General features: G+C 74.2%; 12 protein-coding genes and 1 tRNA gene. 6 read left to right on the top strand and 7 right to left on the bottom strand.

Annotated elements, in window-relative coordinates; translation table 11 throughout:
* Nucleotides 1-80: 80 nt before the first annotated feature.
* Both IHE55_RS09695 and IHE55_RS09690 read left to right on the top strand, forming a co-directional pair.
* Nucleotides 81-1013, top strand: a complete 933-nt coding sequence (locus tag IHE55_RS09695; protein ID WP_197988659.1) for an alpha/beta hydrolase — start codon at nt 81-83, stop codon at nt 1011-1013.
* A 188-nt stretch (nt 1014-1201) separates the two neighbouring features.
* On the top strand, nt 1202-2968 hold the full coding sequence (locus tag IHE55_RS09690) for an acetyl/propionyl/methylcrotonyl-CoA carboxylase subunit alpha (protein WP_197988658.1): 1767 nt from the start codon (nt 1202-1204) through the stop codon (nt 2966-2968).
* A gap of 491 nt (nt 2969-3459) precedes the next feature.
* On the opposite strand, the gene IHE55_RS09685 is transcribed toward IHE55_RS09690, so the two are convergent.
* Nucleotides 3460-4410, bottom strand: a complete 951-nt coding sequence (locus tag IHE55_RS09685; RefSeq protein ID WP_197988657.1) for an alpha/beta hydrolase — start codon at nt 4408-4410, stop codon at nt 3460-3462.
* 288 nt (nt 4411-4698) lie between these two features.
* Here IHE55_RS09685 and IHE55_RS09680 point away from each other — a divergent pair, with 288 nt between their 5' ends.
* On the top strand, nt 4699-5526 hold the full coding sequence (locus IHE55_RS09680; RefSeq protein WP_197988656.1) for a 4'-phosphopantetheinyl transferase family protein: 828 nt from the start codon (nt 4699-4701) through the stop codon (nt 5524-5526).
* A 124-nt stretch (nt 5527-5650) separates the two neighbouring features.
* Here the strand turns inward: IHE55_RS09680 and IHE55_RS09675 are convergent.
* The 6 genes from IHE55_RS09675 to ehuB form a co-directional block, all read right to left on the bottom strand.
* Nucleotides 5651-5724 (bottom strand) — tRNA-Lys (locus tag IHE55_RS09675).
* A 314-nt stretch (nt 5725-6038) separates the two neighbouring features.
* Nucleotides 6039-6797, bottom strand: coding sequence for an IclR family transcriptional regulator domain-containing protein (locus IHE55_RS09670; RefSeq protein ID WP_197988655.1), 759 nt, complete (start codon nt 6795-6797; stop codon nt 6039-6041).
* A gap of 235 nt (nt 6798-7032) precedes the next feature.
* The gene (gene ehuA, locus IHE55_RS09665; RefSeq protein WP_197991902.1) at nt 7033-7806 is read right to left on the bottom strand and encodes an ectoine/hydroxyectoine ABC transporter ATP-binding protein EhuA; all 774 of its coding nucleotides are present in this window, start codon (nt 7804-7806) and stop codon (nt 7033-7035) included.
* A 169-nt stretch (nt 7807-7975) separates the two neighbouring features.
* Entirely contained in the window at nt 7976-8626 is a 651-nt protein-coding gene (ehuD, locus tag IHE55_RS09660) for an ectoine/hydroxyectoine ABC transporter permease subunit EhuD (protein WP_197988654.1), read from the bottom strand.
* Nucleotides 8623-9393 carry an ectoine/hydroxyectoine ABC transporter permease subunit EhuC gene (ehuC, locus tag IHE55_RS09655; RefSeq protein ID WP_197988653.1) on the bottom strand — a complete coding sequence of 257 codons (771 nt, stop codon included), beginning with the start codon at nt 9391-9393 and terminating at the stop codon, nt 8623-8625. Before ehuC ends, ehuD begins: the two co-directional genes overlap by 4 nt.
* Nucleotides 9390-10295: an ectoine/hydroxyectoine ABC transporter substrate-binding protein EhuB gene (ehuB, locus tag IHE55_RS09650; protein ID WP_197988652.1), complete on the bottom strand. Its 906-nt coding sequence runs from the start codon at nt 10293-10295 to the stop codon at nt 9390-9392. Before ehuB ends, ehuC begins: the two co-directional genes overlap by 4 nt.
* Nucleotides 10296-10634: 339 nt before the next feature.
* Between ehuB and IHE55_RS09645 the strand changes: the two genes are divergently transcribed.
* From IHE55_RS09645 to IHE55_RS09635, 3 genes are all read left to right on the top strand, one after another.
* Nucleotides 10635-11483, top strand: a complete 849-nt coding sequence (locus IHE55_RS09645) for an MOSC domain-containing protein (protein ID WP_197988651.1) — start codon at nt 10635-10637, stop codon at nt 11481-11483.
* Between the two features lie 301 nt (nt 11484-11784).
* Nucleotides 11785-12618: a pentapeptide repeat-containing protein gene (locus IHE55_RS09640; RefSeq protein ID WP_232265505.1), complete on the top strand. Its 834-nt coding sequence runs from the start codon at nt 11785-11787 to the stop codon at nt 12616-12618.
* A gap of 278 nt (nt 12619-12896) precedes the next feature.
* Entirely contained in the window at nt 12897-14015 is a 1119-nt protein-coding gene (locus tag IHE55_RS09635) for an LLM class flavin-dependent oxidoreductase (protein ID WP_197988649.1), read from the top strand.
* The last annotated feature ends 302 nt before the right edge of the window (nt 14016-14317 follow it).

Genomic DNA, 14317 nt, shown 5'->3' with positions numbered 1-14317 from the left:
GCACGCATGAGTCCGGGCCGCGCCCCGGAGCCCCACCCGAGTTGTCCATGCCACGCACCTTCACCTCACGGAGGACGCAGATGCCCGAGTCGAAGCCGGCCCGGCATACCTCGCTGGGTAACCGGGCGGCGTCACTGGCCGCGCTGCCGGTGGCTCCGCTGTACGGAGCGAGACTGGCGTATCTTGCGTACCACCCGAGGCGCAGCCGGGAACGGGGCCACCCGCGGGACTTCGGACTCCCCAGCCAGGAGCTGAAGATCCGGTTCCGGCCGGGGAAGTACATCCACGCCTGGCTGTGCCCGGGGGAGACCGACCGGGTCGTCGTCCTCGGGCACAGCCTCGGGCTGAGCAAGGTGCGCTCCCTGGAGCACGCCCGGTTCCTGCACGACGCCGGGTACACCGTCTGCCTGTTCGACCACCGCAACCACGGGCAGAGCAGCCAGGACCCGGCCTGGCGCGGCCTGGGCGACCGGTTCGCCAGCGACATCGTCTCGGTCGTCGGCCACCTCCGCGCCGCCCGCGGCTACCGGCGTGCCCGCTTCGCGGTGTACGGCTTCTCCTTCTCCTGCTTCTCCTCCATATGGGCGCTGACCCACCGCGGCTTCGAGGTGGACGCGCTGGTCTGCGACAGCGGCCCCGGCCACGACGTGGCGCCGCTGCTGCGGAACTTCCTGGAGGCGGAGTCGCTGCCGCTGCCCGGCCTGCTCCGCGGGGAGCCCGCCCGGTCGGTGGTCACCGGGGTGCTGTGCGCGGTGGGGCCGGCGATGGCCCGGGCCTCCTCCGACCAGTGGCCGCCGCCGGCCGCCGGCAAGTTCGCCCGCGTCCCGCTGCTGTGCATGTCGGGGGAGCTGGACCCGGTGGTGCCGCCCTCGTCGGTGGACGCCTTCGCCGCCCGCTACCCGCAGGCGGAGACCCATGTGCTGCCCGGCGCCGGCCACCTGCTGGGGCTGCGCACCGACCCCGAGGCGTACGCGGGCGTGGTGCTGGACTTCCTCAAGCGGACCCTGGGATGAGTCCGGGCGGCCGCACCGGTGGTGTTCATCCGCCGGGCCCGCCGGAGGTGGCACCCTACAGCTAGGACCCGCCGGGCGGTCCCGGCGGACCGGCCGGCGGACCCGGCCGGCGCCGGGCCGGCCGGCGAGCGTACACCCGCTGACCGTCCGCGAAGGATGGTTCCTATCGGAAAAAGGAAGTAGAGAGCATGCGCAAGGTGCTCATCGCCAACCGTGGCGAAATCGCTGTCCGCGTTGCCCGTGCCTGTCGGGATGCCGGGATCGCGAGCGTGGCTGTGTACGCCGATCCGGACCGGGACGCGGTGCATGTGCGCGCGGCCGACGAGGCGTACGCGCTGGGTGGTGACACCCCGGCGGCCAGCTATCTGGACATGGACAAGGTGCTGGCGGCCGCGGCGGAGTCGGGTGCGGACGCGGTGCACCCGGGGTACGGGTTCCTCTCCGAGAACGCGGAGTTCGCGCAGCGGGTGCTGGACGCGGGGCTGATCTGGATCGGTCCGCCGCCGCAGGCGATCCGGGACCTGGGTGACAAGGTCGCCGCCCGGCACATCGCCCAGCGTGCGGGTGCGCCGCTGGTGGCCGGTACCCCGGACCCGGTCTCGGGTGCGGAGGAGGTGGTGGCGTTCGCGCGGGAGCACGGGCTGCCGATCGCGATCAAGGCCGCGTTCGGTGGCGGTGGGCGCGGGCTGAAGGTCGCCCGGACCCTGGAGGAGGTCCCGGAGCTGTACGACTCCGCGGTGCGCGAGGCGGTCGCCGCCTTCGGGCGCGGTGAGTGCTTCGTGGAGCGCTACCTGGACAAGCCCCGGCACGTGGAGACCCAGTGCCTGGCCGACACGCACGGCAACGTGGTGGTGGTCTCCACCCGCGACTGCTCCCTCCAGCGCCGTCACCAGAAGCTGGTCGAGGAGGCCCCCGCCCCGTTCCTGACCGAGGAGCAGAACGCCCAGCTGTACCGCGCCTCCAAGGCCATCCTGAAGGAAGCCGGATACGTCGGCGCCGGCACCGTCGAGTTCCTCGTCGGCGCGGACGGCACCATCTCCTTCCTGGAGGTGAACACCCGCCTCCAGGTCGAGCACCCGGTCACCGAGGAGGTCACGGGGATCGACCTGGTGCGGGAGATGTTCCGGATCGCCGACGGTGAGGAACTGGGCTACGACGATCCGCCGGTGCGCGGGCACTCCTTCGAGTTCCGGATCAACGGTGAGGACCCGGGGCGGAACTTCCTGCCGGCGCCGGGGACGGTGTCGCTGTTCGCGCCGCCGTCGGGTCCGGGGGTTCGGCTGGACGCGGGGGTGGAGTCGGGCAGTGTGATCGGCCCGGCGTGGGACTCGCTGCTGGCGAAGCTGATCGTGACCGGTGCGACGCGGCAGCAGGCGCTGCAGCGGGCGGCGCGGGCGCTGAACGAGTTCCGGGTGGAGGGCATGGCGACCGCGCTGCCGTTCCACCGCGCGGTGGTCACCGACCCGGCGTTCGCCCCGGCCGAGGGCGCGTTCTCCGTGCACACCCGGTGGATCGAGACCGAGTTCGTCAACGAGATCCCGCCGTTCGCGGCTCCCGCCGGGGACGACGCCGAGGGCGAGGCGCAGGCCCGGGAGACCGTGGTGGTGGAGGTCGGCGGGAAGCGGCTGGAGGTGTCGCTGCCGGCGTCGCTGGGGGTGGCCACCGCGGGCGCGGCCGGTGCCGCCGGCGGGCGGAAGCCCAAGCGGAAGGCGGCCAAGCGGTCCGGTCCCGCGGCGTCCGGGGACGCGCTGGCCTCCCCGATGCAGGGCACCATCGTCAAGGTCGCCGTGGAGGAGGGCCAGCAGGTCGCCGCCGGTGAGCTGATCGTGGTCCTGGAGGCGATGAAGATGGAACAGCCGCTCAACGCCCACCGGGCCGGCACCGTCAAAGGCCTCACCGCCGAGGTCGGCGCCTCCATCACCGCCGGGTCGGTGGTCTGCGAGATCAAGGACTGACCGCCCGCCGCGGTCGTCCCGGCGGCCGGGCGGCCGGGCGGCATATTCCCGGCAGCTCGCCGGGTACCCGGACGGCAGGTCTCCGGCATTCCGCCGGGGGTCCGCGCCGTCCCCTGGCAGGATGGTGACACGGCCCTGGGGGCGGTCGTCGCGGTGACCGACCATGGGCGGTGCGTGCCCATGGCCGGGACTTCCGCCGACGCCCTGCCACGGGTTCCGCCCGGTCTCCCCCGCATAACGGGGGCGGGGGAGGCCGCTTTCCGCCCCGGTGCGGGCGGATTCCGTTCCGGCGGTGCCGTTCGCCGGTGTCCGTTCCGGCGGTGTCCGTTCCGGTCCCGCGGGGGTGCGCCCCGGTCCGCCGGTCGCCGGTCCGGTCGGAGCCGTCCGGGTGCGGTTCCGGCGGTCGCCGTCGCGGCCCCGCGGGGTGCGCTCCGGCCCCGGCCGCGCCCGGTACGTCGCGGCGGTGGTGGGCGCCGCCGGCCCGCGCCCGGTCAGCCCTTCAGGGCCCGTCCCAGGAAGTCCAGCACCGCCTCCTCGTACTCCCGCGGGTGCGTCTTGACCCCCAGCAGGTGGCCGGTGTCGGGCAGCACCCGCAGCTCCGCGCGCGGGTAGCGCGCCGCCAGCGCCGCCACCCCGTCGGCCGGGATGATCGTGTCCCGCTCGCCGGTGAGGAAGAGCAGCGGGGTGTCCCGGTAGGCCCCGGTGACCGGCGGTGGCCAGGACGCCCGCAGCATCCGCACCGCCAGCGCGGCGAACACCTTCCCCAGCACCGCGCCCCCCGGTCCGCCGCGCAGCGGACCGGGCACCGGCAGCGCCCCCGAGGCGAGGAAGTTGCGCCACAGCGGCTGGAGGTCCACGGCCGGACCGCTGTCGAACAGCAGCGCGTCCACCGGGCACTCCTCCGCCCGCCGCAGCATGTACAGCGAGGGGAAGGTGGAGATGGAGAACCCGTAGACCGCGACCCGGGCGGCGGCGTACTCCGGCAGCCCGCGCAGATGGCGGACGACCGCCACCACGTCGTCGGTGTGCCGCTCGCTCACGTTCCAGCAGCCCCGGTCGGTCAGGCTGCGGCCGTGGTTCCGGTGGTCGAAGAGCGCGACCGTGTACCCCGCCCGGTGCAGCAGCGCGGCCTGGGCGAGGCTCGCCGACTTGCTCAGCCCCAGCCCGTGGCCCATCACCACCACCCGTCCCGGGTCGCCCGGACAGAGCCACAGGTGGATGCCGCGCCGCTTCCGGCCCACCGGCACCACCACCTCGTCACTGGTGGCGATCCCCACGTCGGCGGGGGTCTTGTGGTGCCGCTTGCGCGGCGGGTGGAAGACGAAGTACGAGAGGAAGGCGCCGTACAGCGGGGCCAGCGGCACCGCCAGCGCCGAGGCGGCCGAGGCCAGTGGTGACCGGGCGGGCGGGCCCGCCGGGTGGTCCTTGCGATCCGTCGCCATGCCGTCACGACCCCCGGGGCGGTTGAGTTCCGACCCGCGCGATCGTAGCGGGACGGTCACGGCAAGGGTCCCGGCCCGGGCGGAACGTGGCCCAGGTCACCATGGCGGAGGGCGCCGGTTTCCGGCTGACAGCAACCTGCAGGGCCGCTGCCCGCTGCCGGAGGGCCGCCGGGCGGGCCGTCATGTTCCTGACGTCGTACGGGCTCGTTCATCTGTACGGTCCCGCTCTACGCTCACCATGGGGAAAACGGGAAAAGTCGTGCCACATGGTTCGGGGGTAGCGGAGTCGTGCCGTTCAACAGCCCGGTCAGTTCCTACGATTCCGTCCGCCCGGTCCGTCCGGTCCGCCCGGTCGTCGAACCCTGGGGCCCGGCGTCCCCGCTGCCCGCCCCGGGCGATCTGCCCGGCCGCGGTGAGGTCGCCGTCTGGCTGCTGCGGATCCCGGAGTCGGCCGGCGCGGCCGCCGCCTTCGACGGGGCGCTGGACGCCGAGGAGATCCGGCGCACCGCCCGCTTCCGCGACCGTGAGCACCGCGAGCGCTACGTCACCTCGCACGTGGTGCTGCGGCTGCTGCTCGGCGGCTACCTGGGCGTCGACCCGGCGGCCGTGGAGTACACCCGCGAGCTGTGCGGCATGCCCGACTGCGACAAGCCGCACGGGCGGCCCGCGGTGGCGGGCGTCCCGGGGCTGCACTTCTCGATGTCGCACGCCGCCGACGCCGCGCTGTACGCGGTGGCCACCGATGTGGTCGGCGCGGACATCGACACCCTGCGCACCCGGCGCGGCGGTGCGGACCTCACCGGCCACCTCCACCCGGACGAGCAGGCGGCGATCGCCGCGCTGCCGCCGGCGATGCGCGAGGAGGCGTTCCTCAGCTGCTGGGTGCGGAAGGAGGCGTACCTCAAGGGCATCGGCACCGGCCTGCCCGGCGGCATCGCCGCCAACCACGTGGGGCTCGCCGAGGGGCTGGCTCCCGACGGCTCCCGCACCCCGGCGGGCTGGGCGATCGCCGATGTGGACGCGCCCGAGGACTACCAGGCCGCGGTCGCCGTCCGGACCGGCGGCGGTGCCGCCGACCAGCCGGTGGTCACCCTGCGGCACGTCCGGCTCGGCTGACGGGCCGGGGCACACCGGTACGGCCGGGGGAGCCCGGAAGGGGAGCCGCCCGGCGGCGTTCTGGCCGGAAAACACCGGTGGGCGTCCCCCGAAGATCGGGAACGCCCACCGGTGTCCTACACTGTGCGCCGCCAGGGACTCGAACCCCGGACCCGCTGATTAAGAGTCAGCTGCTCTAACCAACTGAGCTAGCGGCGCCGGCTGCCGATCGCCGTCCTGCGGCTTTCGACGGGGTAAATACTACCTGCTCTCCGGGAGTGCTCCGCACCACCCCGGCGCACCCCCCTGCCGGGTGCGCGCCGGAGCGCCAGGCGGCGCCGGCCGGAGTGCCCGGGAGCCCCGGCACGCGGGCTCGCGGGCCGGGTGCGCCGGGGCTTCCCGGGATGTGCTGCCGGGCGAGCCGGGTGCCGGCTTCCCGGGATGCGCCCCGGGCGGGCCGGGTGCCGCCGGGACGGGGGATTCGCACCGGGCGGCCGGGGCGCGCGCCGGAAGGCCGGAACCCGGCGGGCCGCTCACATGGCGAGGGAGAGCAGGACCGGCGCCGCCTCCCGGTTGAGCGTGTTCGCCGCCTGGCGCAGCCGGTGGGCGTGCTCGACCGGCAGCGAGAGCGCCAGGCAGCCCACCGCCTTGCCCGCGGTGAGCGGCACCGCGGCGCAGACCGTGCCCACCGCGTACTCCTGGAGATCCAGCACCGGCACCGTCGCGGGGTGGCTGTCCAACTTGTTGAACAGCACCTTCGCGTTCGTGGTGGTGCGGGAGGTGAGCCGGACGGTCTTGTGGCGGGACAGGTGCTCCCGGCGGCTGTTGTGGTCCAGCTGGGTGAGCAGGCACTTGCCGGCCGCCAGCGCGTGACCGGCGGAGCGGAAGTCGAACCACTCGTTCACCCTGGGGGTGCGCGGGCTGTCGGCGTACTGGGTGATCTTGATCTCGCCGTCGATGTAGCGGCTGATGTAGACCGCGGCGCCGACGGAGTCGCGCAGCGAGCCGAGCGCCTGCTGGAGCTTGTCCTCGACCGCGGCCGCCCGTCCGGGACCGCCGCCGAGCAGCCCGAGCGCCTCGCCGCCGACGTAGGCGCCGTCCAGCACCTGGTCCACGTAGCGCTCGCGGCGCAGCAGACGCAGCACCGGTGCCAGGTGGACCGCCGGCAGTCCGGTGCGCCGGGCGATCTGGGCGTCGGTCACCCCGCCGGGGTGGTCGGAGACTGTCTCCAGCACGCGCAGGGCGTACTGCACCGAGTGGAGCGGCGCGGTCGGCTCTGGCTTGAGCGCCACGGTTCCCCCTAAGAGGTTGTTGCCGCTTGCGTCGTCACCGGGGGTGCGGGCCGGCGAGTGGTTCCGCCGCCTCCGCCCGGATGGTCCCGGTGTACCACCACGGTAGCGGCCAACCCGGGCAGCGGGGGCGGGTGTTGGACATATTGAGGGCGCGTCCCGGGGCTGCAACCAGGAACGCACCCTCTTGGCATATGTCAACGGCAAGCTACGCCCGGTGGTGCGACCAGGGGCCGGCCTACAGCACCGCGCTGAGGAACTCGCGGGTGCGGTCCTGTTCCGGGTCGGAGAAGATCTTTTCCGGCGTCCCCTTCTCGATCACCCGGCCGGCGTCGAACATCAGTACTTCGTCGGAGATGTCGCGGGCGAAGTTCATCTCGTGGGTCACGCAGAGCATGGTGACGTCGGTGGTCCGGGCGACGTCCCGCAGCACGTCCAGCACCCCGGCCACCAGCTCCGGGTCGAGCGCGGAGGTCACCTCGTCCAGCAGCAGCACCCGCGGGCGCATCGCCAGGGCGCGGGCGATGGCGACCCGCTGCTGCTGCCCGCCGGACAGCCGCGTCGGGTAGTCGTTGCACTTGGTGCCGAGCCCCACCAGCTCCAGCAGCTCCCGGGCCCGCTGCTCGGCGGCGTCCTTGTCCATGCCCAGCACGTGCACCGGGGCCTCGGTGACGTTCTGCAGCACCCGCATGTTGGGGAAGAGGTTGAACTGCTGGAAGACCATGCCGATCTTCTTCCGCACCTCGCGGGTGTGCTTCTCGCCCGCCGGCACGAGTCTGCCGCGCCTCTCCTCGTGGGTCAGGTACTCCCCGTCCACCGTGATCGTCCCCTCGTCCGGCCGGGTCAGGGTCATCAGCAGCCGCAGGATGGTGGTCTTGCCCGAGCCGGACGGGCCGATCAGGGTGACGTGCTTGCCGGGTGCCACCGAGAAGCACAGGTCGTCCAGGACGGTGTTCCCGCCGAAGCGCTTGGTGACCTTGTCGAAGCGGATGATCTCGTCCGTGGCGTCCATGGTGTTCCGTTCGGTGGCCGGGCGGGCGGACCGCCCGGTGCCGGTGTCCGGGCCCGTCCCGGCGGGCAGCGGCGAGCCGCCGGGCCGGGCGGCCGTGGCGTGGCCGGGCCGCGGGCCGGTGGCCCCGTCGGGCCGGCGGGCGGCGGTGTGGTCGGGTCGGGTGGGCTGGTCAGTGGCCAAGGCGTCGCTCCAGGACTCGCAGCAGCAGGGAAGCCGGGTAGGCGATGAGGATGAAGGCGACGCCGACCATCGTGTAGGGCTCGATGTACTGGAACGACGACGCGCCCTCGGCGCGCGCCGTCTGCAGCATGTCCACGACGCCGATCAGCGCGAGCAGCGGGGAGTCCTTCAGCATCGCGATGACGTAGTTGCCGAGGGCCGGTACGACGCGGCGGACGGCCTGCGGCAGGATCACCGCGTACCAGGTGCGGCCCCGGGAGAGGCTGAGCGCGGTGGCCGCCTCCCACTGTCCCTGGGGCACCCCGTCGATCCCCGCCCGGTACACCTCGGCGGTGTAGGTGGAGTAGTGCAGGCCGAGCGCGATCACCCCGGTGGTGAGCGCGGAGAACGTGATGTCCCAGGTCGGCAGCACGTAGTAGAAGAAGAACAGCTGGACCAGCAGCGGCGTGTTGCGGATGAACTCCACCACCCCGGCCACCGGCCAGCGGACCAGCCGGCGGGGCGAGCGCAGCGCCATCGCCCACACCAGGCCGAGCGCGAAGGAGAGCAGCGAGCCGAGCGCGGTCGCCTCCAGGGTGACCAGCAGGCCCTCCAGCAGATCCGGCAGGTACTCGCGCGCGACGTCCCAGTCCCAGGTCATCGGTCACCCCCCGCGGTTCCGGCGGCCCCGGCCGTCCCGGCGGCCCCGGCGAGGGTCCGGGCCGGACCGGCACCACCGGTCAGGTGCCGACGGCCGCCCGCGGCCCGCCGGTCCGGGCCCTTGCCGACGGCCGCCTTGGCCCGCCGCTCCAGCAGCCGCATCAGCCGGGTGAGGGCGAAGGCGATCACGAAGTACAGGGCGAGCACGATCGCGTAGATCTGCAGGCTCTCGCCGGTCGCCAGCCGGGAGAGCTGGGCGGCGAAGGTGATGTCCGCGACGCTCACCGCGGAGACCAGCGAGGTGGCCTTCAGCAGCTCGATCAGCAGGTTGGTGAAGGGCGGGATCATCTCCGGGACGGCCTGCGGCACCAGCACCCGGCGCATGCGCTGCGCGGGGGTGAAACTCAGTGCGACGGCCGCCTCCCGCTGGGCCGCCGGAACGGCGTTGAGCGCGCCGCGCACGATTTCCGCCCCGTAGGCCCCGTACGTCAGTCCCAGTGCCAGGACCGCCGCCCACATCGGGAGCAGCTGCATCTCGAATGCCAAGGGCATGACGAAGAAGAGCCAGAACATCAGCACCAGTGCCGAGATGCCGCGGAAGATTTCCACATAGAGCCCGGAGAGAAAGCGGACGATCCACAGCCGGGAGGTCCGGGCGATACCGACGGTGAACGCGACCACGGCCGCGAAGGCCGCACCGAGCACGGTCAGCTGGACGGTGATCCAGATGCCCGGGAGCAGCCAGTGTTCCCACAGTCCGGCGGTCATGGCTTACACAGCTCCTCGGCGGTCAGATCGGTCATCTCGGCCTCGGTGAAGCCGAAGGGGCGCATGATGCGCAGCAATTCGCCGCTCTTCTTCATCTTGCGCAGTTCCACGTTGAACGCGTCCCGCAGCGCGGTCTCCCCGGGTCTGAAGGCGAATGCGCCGGCCCCGATGTCCGGCTTTCCGTCCACCATCGGCTGGAAGGGCTCGGTGGCCTCCGCCTTACGGCTCCGGGTCTGCTCGACCACGTTGTGCACGGTGACGGTGGTGCCGGCGAACACATCGACCCGGCCCTGCTCCACGGCGAGCAGTCCGGCGAGCTGATCAGGGAGAACGGCGATGTCGCCGCGCTTGACGCCGGCGTTCACCGCGTACTCGATCTCCGCGTAGGCGGTACCGCTGGCCATCTTGGCGCCGGTCCGCACGATGTCCTCATAGGTGTGGAGATCCTTGGGATTTCCCTTCGCCACGATGAACGCGTCGAGCATCTTGTAGTCCGGATCGGCGAAGATCACCTGTTGACACCGCTCCGGATTGATGTACATTCCGGCCGACACCACGTCGAACTGCTGCGAGCGCAGTCCGGGAATGAGAGAGGCGAACTCGGTCGGCACCGGCTGGACGTTCTCCACCCCGAGCCGCTTGAAGATCACCCTGGCGATCTCCGGCGCCTCCCCGGTGAACTCGCCGTCCTTGTCGATGTAACCGAAGGGAATCTCCCCCGCGATTCCCAGCCGGACCGTGCCCTGCGAACGCAGGCGGTCCAGCAGATTTCCCCCGTCCTTGGCGTCGGCGCCGGCCACCCGGCTGCACCCGGCCGCGCCCAGCGCCGCCAGCGCCGCACCGCCGGCCAGCAGTGAGCGGCGACGTATTCCGAATCCGTCTTTCTCTCGTGGTCGAGCCATGGCCGCGCGGCTACCCAGGACCGCTGAAGTTATGCGGACGGCTTTCGGCCCTTACGCCGAATGGCCGCGGCGCCGCCGGTGGCGTGCCGGGACCGGTCGTAGGCCGGCTGCGACCGGTCGGGGGCGGGACGGTCGGGGCGGGCCCGGCCTCGACCGGTCGGTGGGTGGTGGGGCCGGTGGCCCGGTGGGGTGGCCGCGGGCGTCGGCGCGGTGGGCCGCCGGGCGGCGGACGGGTGGCACGAGGGGGTGGGGTTGGCCGTGCGCGGCGGGCCGGCGGCCCGGTGGGTGGGCGGTCCGGGAGCGGCCCGGCGGGTGCGCCGCGGGAAGTAGAGTGCGAAGGTGGCCACCGTCGTCGAACTGCTGACCTATCCCATCAAGGGGTGTGCCGGGGTACCGCTCACCGAAGCGGTGCTCACCGAGGCCGGGATCGCGCACGACCGCAGCTTCATGGTGGTGGACGGCGACGGCGTCTTCCGCAGCCAGCGCGGCACCCCGCGGCTGGCGGTGATCCGCCCGCTGGTCGGCGCGGACGGCGACCGGCTCACCCTGCGGGCACCGGGGACCGCCGAGCTGACCGTACCGATCGACCGGGAGTCCGTCCGGCGGGACGTCACCCTCTTCGGCGATCCCTACCGGGGCATCGACCAGGGGCAGGACGCCGCCGACTGGCTCTCCGCGGTGCTCGGCGTGCCCAGCCGACTGGTCCGGGTGCCCCCGGAGCACGACCGGCGGACCGACGGGCTCACCCCGGGCACCTCGGGATACGCCGACAGCAGCGCGGTCCACGTCATCTCCCGCGCCTCCCTGGACGACGTCAACCGGCGGATCACCGCGGCCGGCCGGGAGCCGCTGCCGATGGACCGCTTCCGGCCCAACATCGTGCTGGACGGCTGGACCGAGCCGTACCGGGAGGACCTGGTACGGCGGATGGGCATCGGGGAGACCGAGCTGGGCTACACCAAGCTCGCCATCCGCTGCGCCGTCACGCTGGTCGACCAGGACCGCGGCACCCGGGCCGGCCCGGAGCCGCTGCGGACCCTCGCCGGTTACCGGCGGGCCGCCCGGGGCGGGGTGGCGTTCGGCGCCAAGTTCGCCGTGCTGCGCACCGGCGGGCTGGCCGTCGGGGACGAGGTCCGGGTCACCACCTGGGGCGGTTCGGAACTGGGCGAGCCCGCCCCGGCCGGCTGAGGTCCGGCCGGGTCGGGCGCGTCCGGGCCGTCAGGGCCGGACGAGGTCCGGCCGCGGGCGCCCCGTGCCGCACGCGTCCGGGTCCGGTCCGTGACGGCTCGCCGCCCCGCGGCGGTGGTCCGGTCCGTGGCGGCCCGCCCGCTGCGGCACCCCCGGCGCCCCGGCCGCGCCGTACCGCTACCGGGGGCCGGAGCGGGCCCGGGGCCGTCCCCGGGGCGGCCGCTGGAGCAGAATGGCCCGGAACCCGGGCAGCGCGGCGGTGCGGCGGTGCCCCACCGCCGGCCCCGCAGGAGTGCACCCGTTGTCCCGGAAGAGTCGAACCCTGTCCATCGAGGCGGTGCGGTCCGGCCTGCGCGCCGACTGCGCCAGCTGCTTCGGACTGTGCTGCGTGGCGCTGCCCTTCGCCGCGTCGGCGGACTTCGCGGTCGGCAAGGAGGCCGGCCGGCCGTGCGCCAACCTGCGGGAGGACTTCTCCTGCGGCATCCACGCCCGTCTCCGTGAGGAGGGCTTCGCCGGCTGCACCGTCTTCGACTGCTTCGGCGCCGGCCAGAAGGTCTCCCGGACCACCTTCGACGGGCGGGACTGGCGGCGGGACCCGGCCACCGCGCGCCAGATGTTCCAGGTCTTCCCGCTGATGCGACAGCTGCACGAACTGCTCTGGTACGTCACCGAGGCCCTGGCCCTGCCGGCGGCCACCCCGGTCCACGGCGAGCTGCGCGGTGCGCTGCGCCGGCTCGACCGGCTCACCGCCGGCAGCGCCGAGACGCTGCTGGCCACCGATGTGGCGGCGGTCCGCGACGAGGTCAACGCGCTGCTGCTGCGCGCCGGCGACCTGGCCCGGGCCGAGGTCCCCGGCCCCCGTCGGAACCACCGGGGCGCCGACCTGATCGGGGCCCGGCTGCGCGGCGCGGACCTGCGCGGCGCCAGCCTGCGGGGGGCGCTGCTGATCGCCGCCGACCTCACCGGGGCGGACCTGCGCACCGCCGACCTCATCGGGGCCGACCTGCGGGACGCCCGGCTGGACGGCGCCGACCTCACCGGCGCGCTCTTCCTCACCCAGGCCCAGCTCAACGCGGCCCGGGGCGACGCGGCCACCCGGCTGCCCGCCACCCTCACCCGCCCCGCCCACTGGTGACCCACGCCCGGCACCACCGGTGACCACCGCGGCGCCCGCGGTGACCCCGCCACGGCGCCGGGCCGGGCCGGGTCGGGGGCGAGGTGGCCGGCGCGCACCGGCCGGTGGCGGAGACGTGCCGCCGCCCCGCGTGGCCGGAACCGGCCGGTACCGGCCACGCGGGGCGGCGGACGCCGCGCCCGAGGAATAAACGGAGTACCACTCCGGTTGACCTGCTCCGTCATGCGGAACCATGCGCGCGCCGCGGTGCGCGCCAGGACGTGAGGGAGGCGGCCGACGTGGCCGACCAGCAGGACGTGCAGGACGTGCAGGACGGCTTCATCCGGGCCGAAGCCCTCGGCAGCGCACCCGTGCCCCTGTCGGTGCTGGACCTGGCGACGGTCGGCGCCGGGGTGACCGCCGGGCAGGCGCTGCGCACCACCACCGAGCTGGCCAAGCTCACCGAGCGGCGCGGCTTCCACCGGTTCTGGGTCGCCGAGCACCACTCCATGCCGGGCGTGGCCAGCTCCTCGCCGGCCGTCCTGCTCGCCCATCTGGCCGCGCACACCGACCGCATCCGGCTCGGCTCCGGCGGCGTGATGCTGCCCAACCACGCCCCGCTGGTGATCGCCGAGCAGTTCGGCACCCTGGAGGCGCTGGCCCCCGGCCGGATCGACCTGGGGCTCGGGCGGGCGCCGGGCACCGACGGGGCCACGGCCGCCGCGCTGCGTCGCACCGACAGCCTCAACGAGCGGGCCGACGACTTCCCGCAGCAGCTGCTGGAGCTGACCCGGTTCCTCGACGACGACTTCCCCGACGGCCACCCGTACGCCCGTATCCACGCGGTGCCCGGTCCGGTGCAGGGGCGGGTGCCCGGTGGCGTCCAGTCCCCGGCCCGGCCGTCGATCTGGCTGCTGGGCTCCAGCGGGTTCAGCGCGCGGCTGGCGGGGATGCTGGGGCTGCCTTTCTCCTTCGCCCACCACTTCTCGGCCACCCACACCGTGCCCGCGCTGGACCTGTACCGCGAGCAGTTCCGGCCCTCGGCGGTGCTGGACCGGCCGTACGCCTCCATCGGCGTCTCGGCCTTCGCCGCCGAGGACGAGCGGCAGGCCCGCCGCCAGGTGCTCACCGGTGCGCTCTCCATGCTCCGGCTGCGCACCGGCCGGCCCGGCCTGGTCCCCACCCCCGAGGAGGCCGAGGCGTACCCGTTCAGCGACTTCGAGCTGGACTTCGTGGACAGCTGGCTGGCGAACGTGGTGCACGGCACCCCGGACGCGGTGCGGGAGGGCCTGAACGACCTCGTCAAGCGGACCGGGGTGGACGAAATCAAGATCACCACGACGGGGCACGGCCGGGCCGAGCGGCTGCGCTCCTACGAGCTGATCGCGGACGCCTACGGCCTGCCGGTCCTCGGCTGACCGCGGCGCGGCCGCCGCGCACCGCCGCGGCGGCCGTACCCGTCGCGGGCCCCGCGCAGGCCGGTCGGCCCCGCGAGTCGGCACCCGGCCGCCCGGGTGCACCGCACCGTCCCGGTCCGGGACGGCACGTCCCGCCCGGGAGCACCGGCCCCGCACGGCCGGCGCCGGGAGCGCCGTGCCACCGCCCGGCAGAGCCGCCCGGCGTCCGACCCCGGCATCGGGCCCCGGCATCGGGCCCCGGCGTCCGGTCCCGGCATCAGGGCCAGGCATCGCGGCCAGGCAGCGGGCCCCGGCGTCCGGGT

It is taken from the genome of Streptomyces pactum, from assembly GCF_016031615.1.
In the GTDB taxonomy this organism is placed as follows: domain Bacteria; phylum Actinomycetota; class Actinomycetes; order Streptomycetales; family Streptomycetaceae; genus Streptomyces; species Streptomyces pactus.
This window is presented reverse-complemented; position numbering and strand designations above follow the sequence as displayed.

Bases quoted from the DNA above. Each gene is read 5' to 3' on its own strand.
- IHE55_RS09695 (WP_197988659.1), top strand. From the start codon at position 81: ATGCCCGAGTCGAAGCCGGCCCGGCATACCTCGCTGGGTAACCGGGCG.
- IHE55_RS09690 (WP_197988658.1), top strand. From the start codon at position 1,202: ATGCGCAAGGTGCTCATCGCCAACCGTGGCGAAATCGCTGTCCGCGTT.
- IHE55_RS09685 (WP_197988657.1), bottom strand. From the start codon at position 4,410: ATGGCGACGGATCGCAAGGACCACCCGGCGGGCCCGCCCGCCCGGTCA.
- ehuA (WP_197991902.1), bottom strand. From the start codon at position 7,806: ATGGACGCCACGGACGAGATCATCCGCTTCGACAAGGTCACCAAGCGC.
- ehuD (WP_197988654.1), bottom strand. From the start codon at position 8,626: ATGACCTGGGACTGGGACGTCGCGCGCGAGTACCTGCCGGATCTGCTG.
- ehuC (WP_197988653.1), bottom strand. From the start codon at position 9,393: ATGACCGCCGGACTGTGGGAACACTGGCTGCTCCCGGGCATCTGGATC.
- ehuB (WP_197988652.1), bottom strand. From the start codon at position 10,295: ATGGCTCGACCACGAGAGAAAGACGGATTCGGAATACGTCGCCGCTCA.